The organism is Shewanella sp. HL-SH2, assembly GCF_051164935.1.
Taxonomy (GTDB): domain Bacteria; phylum Pseudomonadota; class Gammaproteobacteria; order Enterobacterales; family Shewanellaceae; genus Shewanella; species Shewanella glacialimarina.
Window position 1 is genome coordinate 2,166,690 of sequence record NZ_CP195035.1, and the last position, 14,677, is coordinate 2,181,366.

At 40.9% G+C, this 14,677-nt stretch carries 13 protein-coding genes and 1 tRNA gene; 9 read left to right on the forward strand and 5 right to left on the reverse strand.

Annotation, left to right across the window (positions count from 1 at the left end; genetic code table 11):
* The first annotated feature begins 5 nt into the window (after positions 1-5).
* The 3 genes from scpB (at position 6) to ACRWP9_RS09445 (ending at position 1,937) form a co-directional block, all read left to right on the forward strand.
* Positions 6-608 (forward strand): SMC-Scp complex subunit ScpB, encoded by a 603-nt coding sequence (scpB, locus tag ACRWP9_RS09435; protein ID WP_434928996.1) that lies wholly within the window; start codon positions 6-8, stop codon positions 606-608.
* Between the two features lie 23 nt (positions 609-631).
* Positions 632-1,504: a 23S rRNA pseudouridine(2605) synthase RluB gene (gene rluB / locus ACRWP9_RS09440; protein WP_226410314.1), complete on the forward strand. Its 873-nt coding sequence runs from the start codon at positions 632-634 to the stop codon at positions 1,502-1,504.
* Between the two features lie 347 nt (positions 1,505-1,851).
* A tRNA-Leu gene (locus ACRWP9_RS09445) sits at positions 1,852-1,937 on the forward strand.
* Positions 1,938-2,179: 242 nt separating this feature from the next.
* Here the strand turns inward: ACRWP9_RS09445 and ACRWP9_RS09450 are convergent.
* Together ACRWP9_RS09450 and ACRWP9_RS09455 are read right to left on the reverse strand one after the other, a co-directional pair.
* Positions 2,180-2,566, reverse strand: coding sequence for a DUF3301 domain-containing protein (locus tag ACRWP9_RS09450; RefSeq protein ID WP_226410313.1), 387 nt, complete (start codon positions 2,564-2,566; stop codon positions 2,180-2,182).
* A complete protein-coding gene (locus ACRWP9_RS09455) occupies positions 2,563-3,576 on the reverse strand; it encodes a DUF3549 family protein (protein WP_434928875.1) in 1,014 nt (337 codons plus the stop codon). Before ACRWP9_RS09455 ends, ACRWP9_RS09450 begins: the two co-directional genes overlap by 4 nt.
* 95 nt (positions 3,577-3,671) lie before the next feature.
* Here ACRWP9_RS09455 and ACRWP9_RS09460 point away from each other — a divergent pair, with 95 nt between their 5' ends.
* From ACRWP9_RS09460 to ACRWP9_RS09485, 6 genes are all read left to right on the forward strand, one after another.
* Positions 3,672-3,992: a YqcC family protein gene (locus ACRWP9_RS09460; RefSeq protein WP_434928998.1), complete on the forward strand. Its 321-nt coding sequence runs from the start codon at positions 3,672-3,674 to the stop codon at positions 3,990-3,992.
* 63 nt (positions 3,993-4,055) lie between these two features.
* Entirely contained in the window at positions 4,056-4,871 is an 816-nt protein-coding gene (truC, locus tag ACRWP9_RS09465; RefSeq protein ID WP_434928877.1) for a tRNA pseudouridine(65) synthase TruC, read from the forward strand.
* A gap of 98 nt (positions 4,872-4,969) precedes the next feature.
* Positions 4,970-5,431, forward strand: a complete 462-nt coding sequence (locus ACRWP9_RS09470; RefSeq protein WP_434928878.1) for a flavodoxin — start codon at positions 4,970-4,972, stop codon at positions 5,429-5,431.
* Positions 5,428-6,876, forward strand: a complete 1,449-nt coding sequence (locus ACRWP9_RS09475; protein ID WP_434929000.1) for a PTS transporter subunit EIIC — start codon at positions 5,428-5,430, stop codon at positions 6,874-6,876. The genes ACRWP9_RS09470 and ACRWP9_RS09475 overlap by 4 nt, the downstream gene beginning before the upstream one ends.
* 155 nt (positions 6,877-7,031) lie before the next feature.
* Positions 7,032-7,913: a formyltetrahydrofolate deformylase gene (gene purU, locus ACRWP9_RS09480; RefSeq protein WP_434929002.1), complete on the forward strand. Its 882-nt coding sequence runs from the start codon at positions 7,032-7,034 to the stop codon at positions 7,911-7,913.
* Positions 7,914-8,060: 147 nt separating this feature from the next.
* Positions 8,061-9,980: an HD domain-containing phosphohydrolase gene (locus ACRWP9_RS09485; protein ID WP_434925820.1), complete on the forward strand. Its 1,920-nt coding sequence runs from the start codon at positions 8,061-8,063 to the stop codon at positions 9,978-9,980.
* Between the two features lie 99 nt (positions 9,981-10,079).
* On the opposite strand, the gene dapD is transcribed toward ACRWP9_RS09485, so the two are convergent.
* From dapD to map, 3 genes are read right to left on the reverse strand one after another with little or no spacing between them, the layout of a single operon-like run.
* Positions 10,080-10,904 (reverse strand): 2,3,4,5-tetrahydropyridine-2,6-dicarboxylate N-succinyltransferase, encoded by an 825-nt coding sequence (gene dapD / locus ACRWP9_RS09490; RefSeq protein ID WP_235085501.1) that lies wholly within the window; start codon positions 10,902-10,904, stop codon positions 10,080-10,082.
* Positions 10,905-10,928: 24 nt separating this feature from the next.
* Positions 10,929-13,502, reverse strand: coding sequence for a bifunctional uridylyltransferase/uridylyl-removing protein GlnD (glnD, locus tag ACRWP9_RS09495; protein WP_434925821.1), 2,574 nt, complete (start codon positions 13,500-13,502; stop codon positions 10,929-10,931).
* 23 nt (positions 13,503-13,525) lie between these two features.
* A complete protein-coding gene (map, locus tag ACRWP9_RS09500) occupies positions 13,526-14,323 on the reverse strand; it encodes a type I methionyl aminopeptidase (protein WP_434925822.1) in 798 nt (265 codons plus the stop codon).
* Between the last annotated feature and the right edge of the window lie 354 nt (positions 14,324-14,677).

The following is a 14,677-nucleotide window of genomic DNA, read 5'->3' on the forward strand; positions in this document are numbered from 1 at the left end:
CCATGATGCAAATAAACCCGACTCAATTGAAGCAATTAATCGAAGCCAGTTTATTTGTATTAGCCAAGCCGATGACCATTAAAGCGTTGAAAGAAACCGTACTGGCTGATTTCAACGTGTCACGGGTGAAAATTAAAGCCGCTGTAGATGAATTACAGCAAGAATACCAAGAACGCGGTGTTCAATTAGTGCAAGTTGCTGGTGGATATCGTTTTCAAACTCAAGAAATACTCAGCCCTTTTTTACAGCCACTCTGGCAAGAAAAAGCGCCAAAGTATTCTCGTGCAACCATGGAAACCTTAGCCGTGATTGCCTATCGACAACCCGTTACCCGGGGCGATATTGAACAAATAAGAGGTGTGGCGATCAGCAGTCACATCATTAAAAGTTTAGCTGATAGACATTGGATAAAAGTGGTCGGACATAAAGAGGTGCCGGGTAGACCTGCACTGTATGCAACTACCATCAATTTTTTATCTTATTTTGGCTTAAAAAAGTTAGCTGATTTACCTGAGCTAAATGATATTGAGTCACTTCAAGCGATGTTTGAAAAAGCCCAACAGGCACCACAAAATGTGGAACAAACCTCGCAAGAGCAAGTCTCGTAAGAGCAAACTAAAGAGTAATACTAATGAGCGAAAAGTTGCAGAAAGTCTTGGCCCGTGCAGGCCATGGCTCCCGTCGTGAGATGGAGGCATGGATTGCTGCAGGCCGAGTTAGTATTGATGGTGAAATTGCCAATCTTGGTGACCGTGTTGAGGCTAGTGCCAAAATACGTATCGATGGACGCGCGATTGCATTAAAGTCAGTAGACGAAGTTATTTGTCGTGTGTTGGCGTACCACAAACCTGAAGGTGAAATTTGTTCTCGCAAAGACCCTGAAGGCCGCCCAACGGTTTTTGAACGTTTACCTAACATGCGTGACTCACGCTGGGTTGCCGTTGGACGTTTAGATATTAACACCTCAGGTTTATTGTTATTTACTTCAGATGGCGAGTTAGCTAACCGCTTAATGCATCCATCGAACGAAGTTGAGCGTGAATATGCAGTGCGTACCTTTGGTGAAGTACCAGAGGCTGCTGTGCAGCGTTTACGTACCGGTGTGACACTAGAAGATGGCCCAGCCATGTTCGATAGCGTTAAACCTGCCGGTGGTGAAGGCATAAACCAGTGGTGGCATGTGACATTACGTGAAGGTCGTAACCGTGAGGTGCGTCGTTTATGGGAATCACAAGAAATACAAGTAAGCCGCCTGATCCGTATTCGCTATGGCATGATTGAATTACCTAAATCACTGCCGCGTGGCGGGTGGTTAGAACTTTCATTAGACCAAGTGAACTATTTGCGTCAGCTGGCTAGCTTAGACGTTGAAACCCGTTCACTTATCGGACACGATAAACACAGTGTTTCACGCTCGAAAGTGAAAAGTGCTAAAATTCGTCGTGCTGTGCGTAAAACGAAAGTGGTCACTGGTAAAGCTAAGCCGACTCGTCAACGTAGCTAATTGAGCTGTGAGTTTGTTTAGTATTAAAAGAAGGTCGCGTTAGCGGCCTTTTTTTATAGTGGTAGGTGTTATTTTATCATCACTGCGTTGCCATGCTTAGTTCGAGTGACCGATAACACCAACGCCCTAATAAAGCATGGGTATTAGACTTGCTGTTTAATTTTTAGCGGTTAATGAATAAAAACACTTCAGTTTGTTGTTTTTTAAGTCACTTGAATCGTTTGATTAAAATTAATAGTTGCGTGATTTCAAAAAAACAGTAAAGTGTGCAGCAAGTTCAGCGGCGCAACCTAAGTTGTTAAGTTGACAATAGATTCTACGAATTGAAATTCAATTCGTCACAGTTTGCCCGAGTGGTGGAATCGGTAGACACAAGGGATTTAAAATCCCTCGCTGAATAAGCGTGCCAGTTCAAGTCTGGCCTCGGGTACCATTATTAGACTCACTTTGGTATTTATATCGAGATTGAGTGATGGATAAGAAAGCCTCGACACTGCGTCGGGGCTTTTTTATGTCTGTATGTTTTTAAATGAGTTTTCAATTCGTTACCGCACTAGAATGAATCCACAGCTATTAGCCAACCATTATCACAAACAAAAATGCTACCCGTTAAGATAGCATTTTGTGAGTGAATCATGATGGGTCTAACTCAGTCTGTTAACATCAGTTTGATAGCTAATGACACTTACCTGAATCACAACTTGTTTTAGTGCCGCAGCCACCAAATTTTCCCTGTGACATTGGTGCATCAAACCATTCAGGTTCAGGGAAAATCGGCCAGTCTATTTTAGTGACTCTTTTTCCATGCATATTAATATGCGCCTGATATTGATTCATCCCATCAGTGCTAAATTCAAACATAAACTTAGCTCGCCAACATAAGCCAGTTTGCCCGCCTAAACTTGGGCGAGCAGATTCCATAGCGATTGCAAGTAGCTGCACTTTTTGTTTGCCACAAGCCTGCTCAGCGAAAACGCGGCTCAGTTCAGCCATATTGCGTAACTGCCAGAAGAAAGCTGCGGTGACAATCAGTGCCGCCATTATTAAAAAATCAGACATCATAGGCTTGTTGCCTTAAATAAACCGCCAATGGCGAGGGAGAGTTGTTCGCTGCGATCTGGATTACGCAAATCTGTTAGTAAAGCATTACGCAAGCTTGGTATGGCAACAATATCAGCAAAAACTTGATTAAAAAAGCTTTGTGGCTGTTTTGCCAGCGCTTCTAAAAAGAATTTGCGGGTGGTGTCATCTTTCAATGCTAACCAATTACGCGCTGCTATTGTGATTAGCATAGTTTCATCAAGTTGATCTTGAGCATTTAATCTATGTATTGCCTGTTGACTGAGTTTTGTATTTGATGCCAACGCTTTTAAAAATAGCCCCTTATATTCTACTGGAGACTGATCCAATAATGTTACCAATACGTCAGCTAAGGGCTGTTCAATCGGCAGGTGTTCAAAGCAACTACATAATGCCGCTTGTACTTCTACAGGGGCCTGCGGCAAGGTGTTGATAATATCCTGTTGGTGGTCAAATGATGACATTCTCACGCACACATCTGCTAAACCTTGCATACCAATTTGCTGCCATTGTTGTGGCGGCATTTGCCCTGCAAGATACTGGGCTGCAATTTCATATTGATTTGAGGCTTGCTCGCCCAATTGTTTTTTGACTAAGGCATTAAAAATAGCCAATTTATGTTGATTGGGTTTAAAGCTGAATGGGTGATTAGCCAATTGTTGTTGCTGTTCATCCGTCAGGTCTTGCGTCGGATCTCGGCCTAAAGCCTCTAAAATCATCTTTATAAATTGTTGTCTTGGCGCGGGGGAGAGTAATCCCTGTTCATCAAGGGCAAGCTTAATAAACCAAATGTATGGTTGTTGGCTTTGCTGCCAAAAAACTATCGCAAACTGCGCATGGCCTTGAATGGGATAAGGGTAAGGGGCAACCAATGACTCAATTTGATGAAATGCCATCATATCGATATTTTGTACTCTTCTGCCTAAATCATAAACCTGGAATTGAGTGTTAGCTGTGGCAAGAAATTGGCTAAGGGTGGTGATTTCTGTCATGGGGACTCGCTATACAAAACGTGGCAATATGTGGGTATTAATGGTGGCTAATGTTATCATATTCAACCTTTGCCATTGTATTTGAGCCATTATATATGCTTTATGAAGCGAGTCTGACTTTTTTAGTAAAATTAGAGCAGCAACTCAAGTTGTTAGGTCTATGGTCATTAACGCCTCCTTCCACTATAGCGCTGGCAAGTACGGTTCCATTTGCATGCGATACCTTAGCATTTGAGCAATGGTTACAATTTATTTTTATTCCTAAAATGCAGCAATTAATCGACACGCAAAGCTCGTTACCTAGCCAAATGGCGATTGCGCCAATGGCGCAACAGGTGTGGCAAGCGCTACCTGACAGACAAGAGATAATTGCACTATTGGATCAATTTGACCAACTGTTAACTAATCAATATTAGTGCAGGCTGGTGACAATAAGCGACCTAATGACTATGAGCGACTCCAATTTATATGACCTTTTAATGGCTGATATTGAGCCAGAACAAGAGGGTGATCAGACGTTAAATGCTGATGAAGAGCAACAAAGCCCCCCAGAATTAGCAGTTTTATTTGAAGATGAACACATTGTCGCTATTCACAAACCCGCAGGCTTGTTAGTGCATCGTAGCTACTTGGCGCGTAAAGAACGTTTTTTTGCTATGCAACTTACCCGGGATCTCGTTGGCTGCCATGTTTTTCCGGTACATCGTTTAGACCGACCCACATCTGGCGTGTTGTTATTTGCCAAAAGCAGTGAATGTGCACGTAATTTATGTGAGCAATTTGAAAATCATACCGTGACTAAACGCTATTTGGCTTTAGTGCGCGGTAATATGCATGATGGCGGTGAGCTCGACTATGCTTTAAGAGTTGAACTTGATGATGTTGCTGACAAATTTGCAGCTGCGGATAAACCCGCTCAAGATGCTGTGACCTTTTATCAGCCGCTACTTAATAGTGAAATCCCATTTAGTTCAGGTCGTTATCCAACCAGTCGTTTCGGATTAGTCAAGCTCACACCTAAAACAGGCCGAAAGCATCAATTGCGTCGCCATATGGCCCATTTACGTCATCCTATTATTGGTGATACCACCCATGGCGATGGTAAACAAAATAAATTCGGGCGTGAGCATTTTGGCGTCAACCGTTTATGGCTTATTGCTAAAAGCTTGCAATTTACCCACCCAATAACGGGTGAGCCAATGCACATAGAGACTGAGCTAGAACAAGAGTGGTTAGATCTTTTCTGTTTACTGGGGTGGAACGATTTAGATACTGAAGCCAGTATGCTTATTTAAATTCATCAATAAAACCCACTTGCTACAAAGCAAATTTATACAGTATGTTAGTTATAATCTAATTGATTTTTAAATCATGGCACAGGAAGGATAAAGTAGTGGCAAATGTTAATCTTGTTTTTGGTACTGTTTATGGCAGTGCGCAATTTACCGCTGAAACATTAGCAAAAAAAATTACTGGGATGGGTTTTACAACCACCTTAAAGCAACCAGATGAGCTAGCAGGATTTATTCCTGCCGAATCTGATTATCTTATTGTTGTTTGCTCAACTACAGGCCAAGGTGATTTACCGGAAGATATTCAACCTTGGTTTACACAAATGAAATCTGCCGCGCCCTATTTACCTAAATTGAAATACAGCATTGTTGGTCTAGGTGATTCAAGTTACGACACCTTTTGCGGCGCAGCAAAACAGTTTGATGAGCTATTAAATGAGCTTGGCGCACAGGCATTAACCCCCAGATTGGAAATCGATGCCACAGAAACCATGGAACCTGAGTTAGATGCAGTTCAATGGCTAACAACTTGGCAAGCCGCAGCTAATGCAGATATGTTATAGGTAAATTTTCTAAACACGTCATTACCCAGCAATGGTTTAAGTTCGCACAGCGATTAAGCCAGGCTTTATTGATCCCGATTGCTATATTACCAGCCGCTGGGGTTATGCTGGGTATAACGGCTAATCCCTTACCCTTCATTCCTGAAGCCGTTAATTTAATCTTTTCTTCCGTCGGTCACCTAATTTTTACTATGATGCCACTGCTTTTTGCTGTCGCGATTGCAATTGGATTTTGTAAAGATCAGGGGCTTGCAGCTTTTTCTGCCGTTTTTGGGTTTGGTGTGTTTATCTCAACCATGGGCGCACTGAGTTCACTTTATCAATTACCCTCAAGGCCAATGTGGGGTATCGAAACCATAGATACTGGTATAGCGGGTGGCATGTTGGTCGGTGCTATAACCTATATCGCGGTTAAGATGAGTGAAAAGTTAACCTTACCAGCTATCTTCTCATTTTTTGAAGGTCGGCGGAGCGCACCCTTAATTATTTTGCCTTTAGCTATGATACTGGCAAGCGTACTTGCTTTTATTTGGCCTCCCTTATCGTCAAATATAGAAATGCTATCTAATTGGGCAGTTTATCAAGAACCTTCGGTTGCATTTGGATTATATGGTTTTGTTGAGCGTTTACTGATCCCATTAGGACTACACCACATATGGAATGCGCCATTTTACTTAGAGTTTGGTTATTTTTGGCATGATGGACAACTGGTACGTGGTGAGGTCGGTCGATATTTAGCTGGTGATCCCATGGCGGGTAATCTTGCTGGAGGCTATTTAATTAAAATGTGGGGCTTACCTGCTGCGGCATTCGCCATATGGCGTTGTGCGGACAAAACTGAACGAAATCGAGTGGCGGGTATTATGTTATCTGCAGGTATGGCAAGTTGGCTGACCGGTGTTACCGAGCCCATTGAGTTTGCTTTTATGTTTGTAGCCCCTTTGCTTTTTTTGGTACATGCGGTGTTAACGGGTGTGGCCTACAGTATTTGTATACTGCTCGATGTTCACCACAGCATTGTATTTTCCCATGGATTAGTGGATTTTAGTTTATTGTTTCCCCAATCCAGTAATAGTTTCTGGTTTATGATACTAGGTCCATTAACGGCCGTTGTTTATTACAGTTTGTTTCGTATTAGTATTATAGGCTTTAACTTGAAAACCCCAGGAAGGCTGACTCCTTCTAGCGCTTTACCCCAACAAAAAGAAAGTTTAAGGGGGATGGTGGCAGGTTTAGGCGGGCGAGATAATATTATTGAGCTGTCAGCATGTTTAACGCGATTAAGAGTTAGCGTAATTGATTCAGCTTTAATTGATAAAGCACGTTTAGTCCGTTTAGGAGCAAAAGGGGTCGTGGTGGTTGGTAAAGGCGTGCAAGTGGTCTATGGCACAAAAGCAGAAACCCTCAGAAAACTTTTACAAAAATACATAGACTCCCGTCGATAAGCTTCATTTTTGATAATAATCCATCACTTTTTATGCTTAATGTTTAGTTTAGACTTTTTTTAGTGAAAATTTATTCAATTTCAGTATAAAAGTTACCAAATCATGGCAGTTTAATGGCAGACTCGAGTAAAGACATTTTTAGTAGAGATTTAGCTATGGCATTATCAGAAACGACTTCGAACGACCACATTGCGCAATCGACAGTAACCAGAAAAATCCTCATTATTGACTGTGCAGACGCTCAAGGGCTAATTGCAAAAATAACCGGCGTGTGTTTTGCCCATCATCTGAATGTGATTAAAAATACTGAGTTTGTTGATCATGCTCAGGGGCGATTTTTTATGCGCACAGTATTAGATGGCAAGATTAATGATGCTGAATTTATCAGTGCATTAAAAGCCGTATTACCCGCTAAAAACCATTTAAAACTAGTCGATGCGGGTAAAAAACGAATCGTGGTAATGGTAACAAAAGAGGCACATTGTTTAGGTGATTTATTAATGAAGTCATACTACGGTGGTTTAGATGTCGAAATTGCAGCCGTGGTAGGGAATTATGATGTGTTGCAAAATTTAACTGAAAAATTTGATATTCCTTTTCATTATGTAAGTCATGAAGGGTTAAATCGCGAAGAACATGAGCAGGCGATGCTGGAGAAAATTAAGCCCTACGAAGCGGATTATCTTGTTTTAGCTAAATATATGCGGGTGTTAACACCTGAATTTGTGACACAATTTCCAGACAGAATTATTAATATTCACCATTCATTTTTACCCGCATTTATTGGTGCTTCACCCTACAAACAAGCTTGGGACCGAGGGGTGAAAATTATTGGTGCGACAGCCCATTTTGTTAATAACTGCTTAGATGAGGGGCCTATCATTAAGCAAGATGTTATTTCTGTTGATCACAGCTACAGTGCAGAAGAGCTAGCTCATCAAGGTAGAGATGTGGAGAAAAGTGTACTCAGTAAAGCTCTGCAATTAGTCCTGAACGAACAAGTGGTCGTTTATGGTAATAAAACAGTCGTATTTTAACAGTTAATATTTTACTCAAACATCAAGCCTACAATAAAATGTAGGCTTTTTTATAGGGCTAAATAACTGTTTTGTTTTAATTAATGAGTAAAAATATTTTTTTGAGCTAATATCAAATAAACGTTCTAAAGGCAGGGATTGTAAACAATGCGACAAAAGCATGACTTATTTTTGAAACATGGAGAGTTACCCAAAGGATTAGGTCTAACATGGGCTATCTTTAATGACCGTTTAGAAATAGTGAAACTGAGTGAAGCATTATATTCACAAGTTAAAAAACCAATCGCCTCTATTTTAAAGCAACCCATTTCAGCGACTTTTCCTTCACTAGAGCTAAGTTCAATTGACTTAACTAATCGGGAAACTAAGCAGCTCGTTCACTTTATTGATGAGCGAGGCCATGCACAACAAGCCTGCATTGCCCCAATTGATGATAGTGCTGACCATTGGTGCATACTGTTAACTCAATTAGATTTGGATGAAAAGTGGCTAATGGAACTCCACCCGGACTACAATCTAGCTATTCAGTCGAGCGATGATTGGTTGCAACAAATTGAAACCGTTATTACAGCTAAATCTGATGTGGTATTCAAAACCGCATTACAACAGGCTCTGGCTCTAACCCATAGTCAAGTAGGTTATCTGCATATCTATGATGAAAAACATAATAAAATTGTTCGCACCGCTTGGACTGATAAAGTGAAGCAGTTTTTTGCTATTCCAGATAATCAAGTGTACTTAGCTGATTCAGGTATTTGGGCTGAAACGATTCAAACCAAGCGAGCAATAATTGATAATGACCCTTCAGATAATTCAGTTAAATTACAAAAAGATGGTTTTTTTGCTTTCAAAAATCACCTCTGTGTTCCGATACAGTATCGTAAGAAGGTGGTTGGATTTATTGGTGTGGGTAATAGGGATAAACCTTTCACCCAAGTTGATGCTAAGTCGCTAAGTATTTACGCCACGATTCTATGGCATTGTGTCGAGCTGCCCCGTACCATCAATGCAATGTCTAAACAGTCTGTCATTATCAAAGACCAAAAAGAGAAAATGACTCACATTCTGGTGCAGCTTGTTGGCGCGATTTCAGAAGCCTTAGAGCTAAAAGATGCTTATACCGCAGGCCATCAAAAATCAGTCGCGCAGCTAAGTTATTTAATGGGCGAAAAAATGGGCTTGCCCACAGAACAGTTAGAGGGTTTGAAGCTGGGTGCGTTAATTCATGACATTGGAAAGCTTGCTATACCGAGTCAAATTCTCGCTAAACCTTCCAGATTGACGGCAATTGAGTATGAGTTAGTTAAGCAGCATCCTGTGCAAGGAGCGTTAATAGTTGATGAAGTTGAATTTCCTTGGCCCATTAAACAGATGATTTTACAACACCATGAGCGCCTAGATGGTTCAGGTTATCCTTATGGCTTAAAAGAGAAAGACATTATTCTTGAAGCCAAAATTATCGCTGTTGCGGATGTTGCTGACTCTATTTTAAGCCATCGACCTTATCGACCGTCTATGGGAATGGCAGCGTTAAATGATGTATTAATGGAAGGCCGAGGCAAGATATTTGATGCCCATGTGGTTGATGCTTGTTTAGATATTCTGGCTATTCACGATCTAAAGACAGCCGATTATGTTGGCAGTTTATCATTGGATCCAGCGGTTATCATTGAGGAATATCATACACTTGAGCATACACAAAACATGTTAAATAAGGCGAAAATGAATGTCGCTGTGGTTTTGTCAGAACAAAGTCGTTCACCCATAGGTGTTATCGATAAAAAGACGTTAGCTTTTTGGCATAGTCCCTTTTTAGATACCGCAGCAGAACGATTGGTTGACCGTAGTTTACTCAATAAACGTGCTCACCAGGTAATGGAGCATAAAATTAATATTATTGCCGCTAACACGATTTTAAAAGACGCCAAAATTTTAATGGAAAAAAACAACACTGATTATCTAGTGGTACAAAATATTGAAAATCAAGTTATCGGTATTGTGACATGGAAAATTTTAGCCAATGCATTGATGAATGAGCTGGATGAAGAGCGTTCGATGCAAAGTTAAATGTTAAGAAACAGATTCATTTGATTTTAAAGAATTAAAAAAGGCTCCTAAGAGCCTTTTTTGTTAACTAGAATAGAACATGCTAGTTGATGTTCTAAATTAATCAACAATACGTAATAACTCGTTAATACCAACTTTTCCACGGGTTTTAGCATCTACTTTTTTGACAATAATTGCGGCGTATAAGCTGTAAGTGCCGCACTTTGACGGTAGGGTACCAGAAACGACTACAGAGCCAGCAGGGACTCGACCATAATGCACTTCACCGGTCTCGCGATCAAAAATACGTGTGCTTTGACCAATATAAACACCCATTGAAATTACACTGCCTTCTTCAACAATAACACCTTCAACGATTTCACTGCGGGCACCAATAAAGCAGTTATCTTCAATAATAGTTGGTCCTGCTTGTAATGGCTCTAATACACCACCAATGCCAACACCACCTGATAAATGAACATTCTTACCAATTTGTGCACATGAGCCAACTGTTGCCCAGGTGTCAACCATAGTACCTTCATCAACATAGGCACCCAAGTTAACGTATGATGGCATTAATACGGTATTTTTACCGATAAATGAGCCTTTACGGACCGTTGCTGGCGGGACAACACGGATAGCTTCAGCTTTAAAACGTGCTTCATCATAGTCAGCAAACTTTTGTGGCACTTTATCAAAATATTTAGTGTCACCACCTTCGATAACACCGTTATCAAAAATACGGAATGATAATAATACTGCTTTTTTTAACCACTGATGAACATGCCATTCGCCATCGATTTTTTCAGCTACACGTGCTTGACCTTTATCAAGCATGTTTATCACTGTCTCTACGTCAGCACGTACACTTGGCTCTACCGTGCTAGGGGTGATAGTTTGACGTGCTTCAAATGCCGCCTCTATTCGTTGGCGTAATGCCTCCATGGAACTCTCCCAATATCATATTAGTTAACTAGATTGATTCAACGCTACATGTAGCGCATAAGATAAATGTTGTTGTTGCGCTTCATTTAGCGCCTGGCCATCTTGTGTTTGTAAGATGAAAAAATCTTCAGCCCGCTCGCCAATGGTGGTGATCTTGGCTGCTAATAAAGTCACTTCACAGCGGTAAAGAATATCACCCACTTTTGCTAATAACCCTGGCGAATCAAGGGCTATTAATTCCATCATACTGGTATCTTGACGAATACTTGGTAAGAAACTGACCTGCGTAGGTACATTAAAGGGCTTCATTATTCGCGCAAGTTTTCTAAATTTAGGTAATTTAGGGTTTTCATTTGCAAGGGCTTTTTCAAGCGCCTTTCTGATACTCTGTATACGTGACAGCTGTAAAATAGGCTCGCCATCTTGTTCTAAAATAACGAAAGTGTCTAGTGCAAAATTATCAATTGACGTCATGATATTTGCATCATGTACGTTGATGTTTTTATTGTCCAAAACAGTCATTACGGTGGCGAATAGTTTGGGTCTATCCTTACTGTAAACAAATAATTCAGTGCCACCACGGGTGGTGTGTTTTGACATTAATACCAAGGGTTCATCTTGGTTATGTTTAATAATAGCTTCGGTATGCCATGCGACTTGATTAGGTTGGTGACGTAAAAAATACTCAGGCTTAAATCGACTCCATAATGCCTGCATATCTTTATCTTTTAGGCCACGACGAAACAGTTCTTTTTGCGCTTTAGCCTGAACTTCGTCAACTCTAGCTTGTTCATCTACTGGCTTTTCTTTACCTCTTGCCAGTACTCGCTGGGTCGAGAAGTATAAATCCCGTAGCAGAGAGCCTTTCCAATTATTCCAGGTTTTTTCATTGGTTGCGCAAATGTCGGCGACAGTTAAACAATACAAGTAACTTAAGTGCGCGGCATCGTGTACTTTATCGGCAAAGGCTGCCACTACATCGGGGTCTGAAATATCCCGTCGTTGAGCGGTTATAGACATCACTAAATGATTTTCCACAAGCCAGGCAACTAAACGGCCGTCATGATCATTTAAGCCGTGCAGTTTACAAAAATCGAGCGCATCTTGCGCACCGAGTTTACTGTGATCGCCGCCACGGCCTTTCGCTATGTCATGAAAAATAGCGCCTAATACGAGTAAGCCTTTTTTGGGCAACTGGTTAATCAGTACCGCGCCAAGTGGAAACTCATCTTTTTGCTCGGCTTGTGAGAAGCGCTCAATGTTCAGTAATAATCTATGGGTATGCTCATCTACAGTGTAGGCATGGAATAGGTCAAACTGCATTTGTCCTTCAATGCTTCTCCAGGCTGGCAGATATGACGATAAAATACCGTGTTTATGCATCATCGAAAACGCAATAATACCGCGAGGGTGTTTTAATATTTCCATAAACACTTTACGACAAGCGGCATTATCTTGCAGTGGACCCGTTAAGCTGCGGCGAGCTTTTCTCAATAAGCGTAAGGTTGGGGCATAAATATTTTCAATATTAGAGTTTCTAATTGAATGCAAAAATAAACGCAAAATTTCTTCTGGATATTGGTTAAATAATTCATCGTTCAATACTTCAATGTAATGACCTCGGCGTTGGTAATTATCATTAACTTTTTGAATTTCAAGCGCTTTAATATGCCCCAGAGTTGCTCGTTTGAATAGTTGCAACAGCATTTGATTCAACTCCATTATTCGCCTTACTGTGCGATAATAGCGTTTCATCATTTGTTCTACAGCTAGCTGAGTCGCATCTTGATAACCCAACAGGCTGGCGACTTGTCGTTGCAAGTCGAATAATAAGCGGTTTTCATTACGATTAGCACTAATGTGCAAAGCAAAGCGAATTTCCCATAAATAATTTTGGCACTCTATAAGCTCTTCCAGCTCTGATGGCTCAAGAAAATCGTGCTCAACTAACTCGGTTAAGTTGGCCGCATCAAAATGTCGCATAGCCACCCAGGCGATGGTTTGAATATCTCGAAGCCCGCCTGGGCAAGTCTTAATATTAGGTTCGAGGTCAAAGGCACTCGCTCTTGAATGACGAAGAGTTTGCTCTTCTTTTTTGGCATTATAAAAATCAGCTGAAGGCCAAAAGTCATCCTGGCGAATGCGTTGATATAACACATCAAATAATTGCGTGTTACCGCACAAAAAGCGCGCTTCAATTAAGTTGGTGGCGATGGTAATGTCAGCTTTGCCTTGCTCAATGGTGTGCGCAACAGTTCTGACACTGTGACCAATTTCAAGCCCTGCATCCCAAAGGTAGGTGATCAGTTCGCTGAGTTTAGCCTGGGTGTTTTGACATATTTCATCCTGTTCAACTAAAAACAATAAATCGACATCAGAATAGGGCAGTAGCTCGCCCCGTCCATACCCACCTACTGCAATTAACGTCATCGAATATTGGTCTAATTGACAATCAACCCAAGCATTTTGGAGCAAGTTATCTATAAATGCGCTGCGTTGGCTAACAATGTCTGCGATAGGATGTTTCGCTTTATATTGCTCAACTAAGCGCTGGTTAAGTTCAAGTAAAGTATTTTTAGCTGCCAGCGCGGTATTCATTGATATCCTTGACTGATTAAGAGTTAAAAGTTAATGATTCTCGGAAAATCTTCTTCGTCGCGTAAGGTAAGCACTTCAACACCGGTTTCGGTGACGAGTAGCGTATGCTCCCATTGAGCCGAATTTTTACCATCTGAGGTAGTCACAGTCCAGTTGTCATTTTTATCTAATATCGATGTGTGACGACCAGCGTTAATCATAGGTTCAATAGTGAAACACATACCGGGTTTAATCACGGTTTTGTCATTATTTTTATAATGGACAACTTGCGGCTCTTCGTGGAAGCCTGAACCAATACCATGACCACAATAATCTTGCACGATAGAATACTTATCAAGTCCTGATTTGCTTGCCTTGATGAATTTTTCGATGGTTGTACCAATTTCACCTAATTTTGCACCTGGACGCACTTGACGGATTGCAAGGTAGAGACTTTCTTGTGCAATACGGCACAAGCGTTTGTCTTTAGGGCTCACTTCGCCAATTAAAAACATCTTTGAGGTATCTCCATGATAACCGTCTTTTATCACTGTAATATCAATGTTTAATATATCACCGTTTTTTAATACGTAATCAGAAGGGATGCCATGACAAATAGTATTATTGACTGAAGTGCAAATTGACTTAGGAAAACCATGATAATTAAGCGGCGCTGAAATAGCACCTTGCTCTTCAGTATATTGAGCACAAATTGCATTTAACTGATCAGTTGTCGCGCCCACAACAACGTGTGGCACGATCATTTCCAGAACTTGGGCTGCGAGTTTACCCGCTGCGCGCATTTTTTCAATTTCGTCGGCATTCTTAATCACAATACTCATGAATCTTCTCTTGGTTTTTAACGTTCAAAAAAGGCACGTTTTTAGTCATCAATTACACGCAAAAATTTGTATTTGATAGCTGTTTATGGTATAAAGCGCGCCGTTATGTGTAAGTTCTTGTTTGCTGTTTGTGGAACTTTATAGAAAAAGTCTCTACTTTTGAGTAGCTGAAATTTTCTATTTTCAACAAACTGTCAAAATTTGCGGCTATTATACATGGCAATTAACTTAAATACTAAATCACACACGTATCGGCACATTTTTCGGGGTGCTCTTAAAGCCATAATAGGTTGCTAAGGGTCGAGAAATGGGATGCGTGGAGGTCTAACCCCTTTATTACATTAAGGTAAATAA

Coding starts and splice junctions, on each gene's coding strand:
- purU (WP_434929002.1), top strand. CDS start 7,032: ATGGCATTATCAGAAACGACTTCGAACGACCACATTGCGCAATCGACA.
- ACRWP9_RS09455 (WP_434928875.1), bottom strand. CDS start 3,576: ATGACAGAAATCACCACCCTTAGCCAATTTCTTGCCACAGCTAACACT.
- ACRWP9_RS09460 (WP_434928998.1), top strand. CDS start 3,672: ATGCTTTATGAAGCGAGTCTGACTTTTTTAGTAAAATTAGAGCAGCAA.
- truC (WP_434928877.1), top strand. CDS start 4,056: ATGGCTGATATTGAGCCAGAACAAGAGGGTGATCAGACGTTAAATGCT.
- map (WP_434925822.1), bottom strand. CDS start 14,323: ATGAGTATTGTGATTAAGAATGCCGACGAAATTGAAAAAATGCGCGCA.
- glnD (WP_434925821.1), bottom strand. CDS start 13,502: ATGAATACCGCGCTGGCAGCTAAAAATACTTTACTTGAACTTAACCAG.
- rluB (WP_226410314.1), top strand. CDS start 632: ATGAGCGAAAAGTTGCAGAAAGTCTTGGCCCGTGCAGGCCATGGCTCC.
- ACRWP9_RS09485 (WP_434925820.1), top strand. CDS start 8,061: ATGCGACAAAAGCATGACTTATTTTTGAAACATGGAGAGTTACCCAAA.
- scpB (WP_434928996.1), top strand. CDS start 6: ATGCAAATAAACCCGACTCAATTGAAGCAATTAATCGAAGCCAGTTTA.
- ACRWP9_RS09450 (WP_226410313.1), bottom strand. CDS start 2,566: ATGATGTCTGATTTTTTAATAATGGCGGCACTGATTGTCACCGCAGCT.
- dapD (WP_235085501.1), bottom strand. CDS start 10,904: ATGGAGGCATTACGCCAACGAATAGAGGCGGCATTTGAAGCACGTCAA.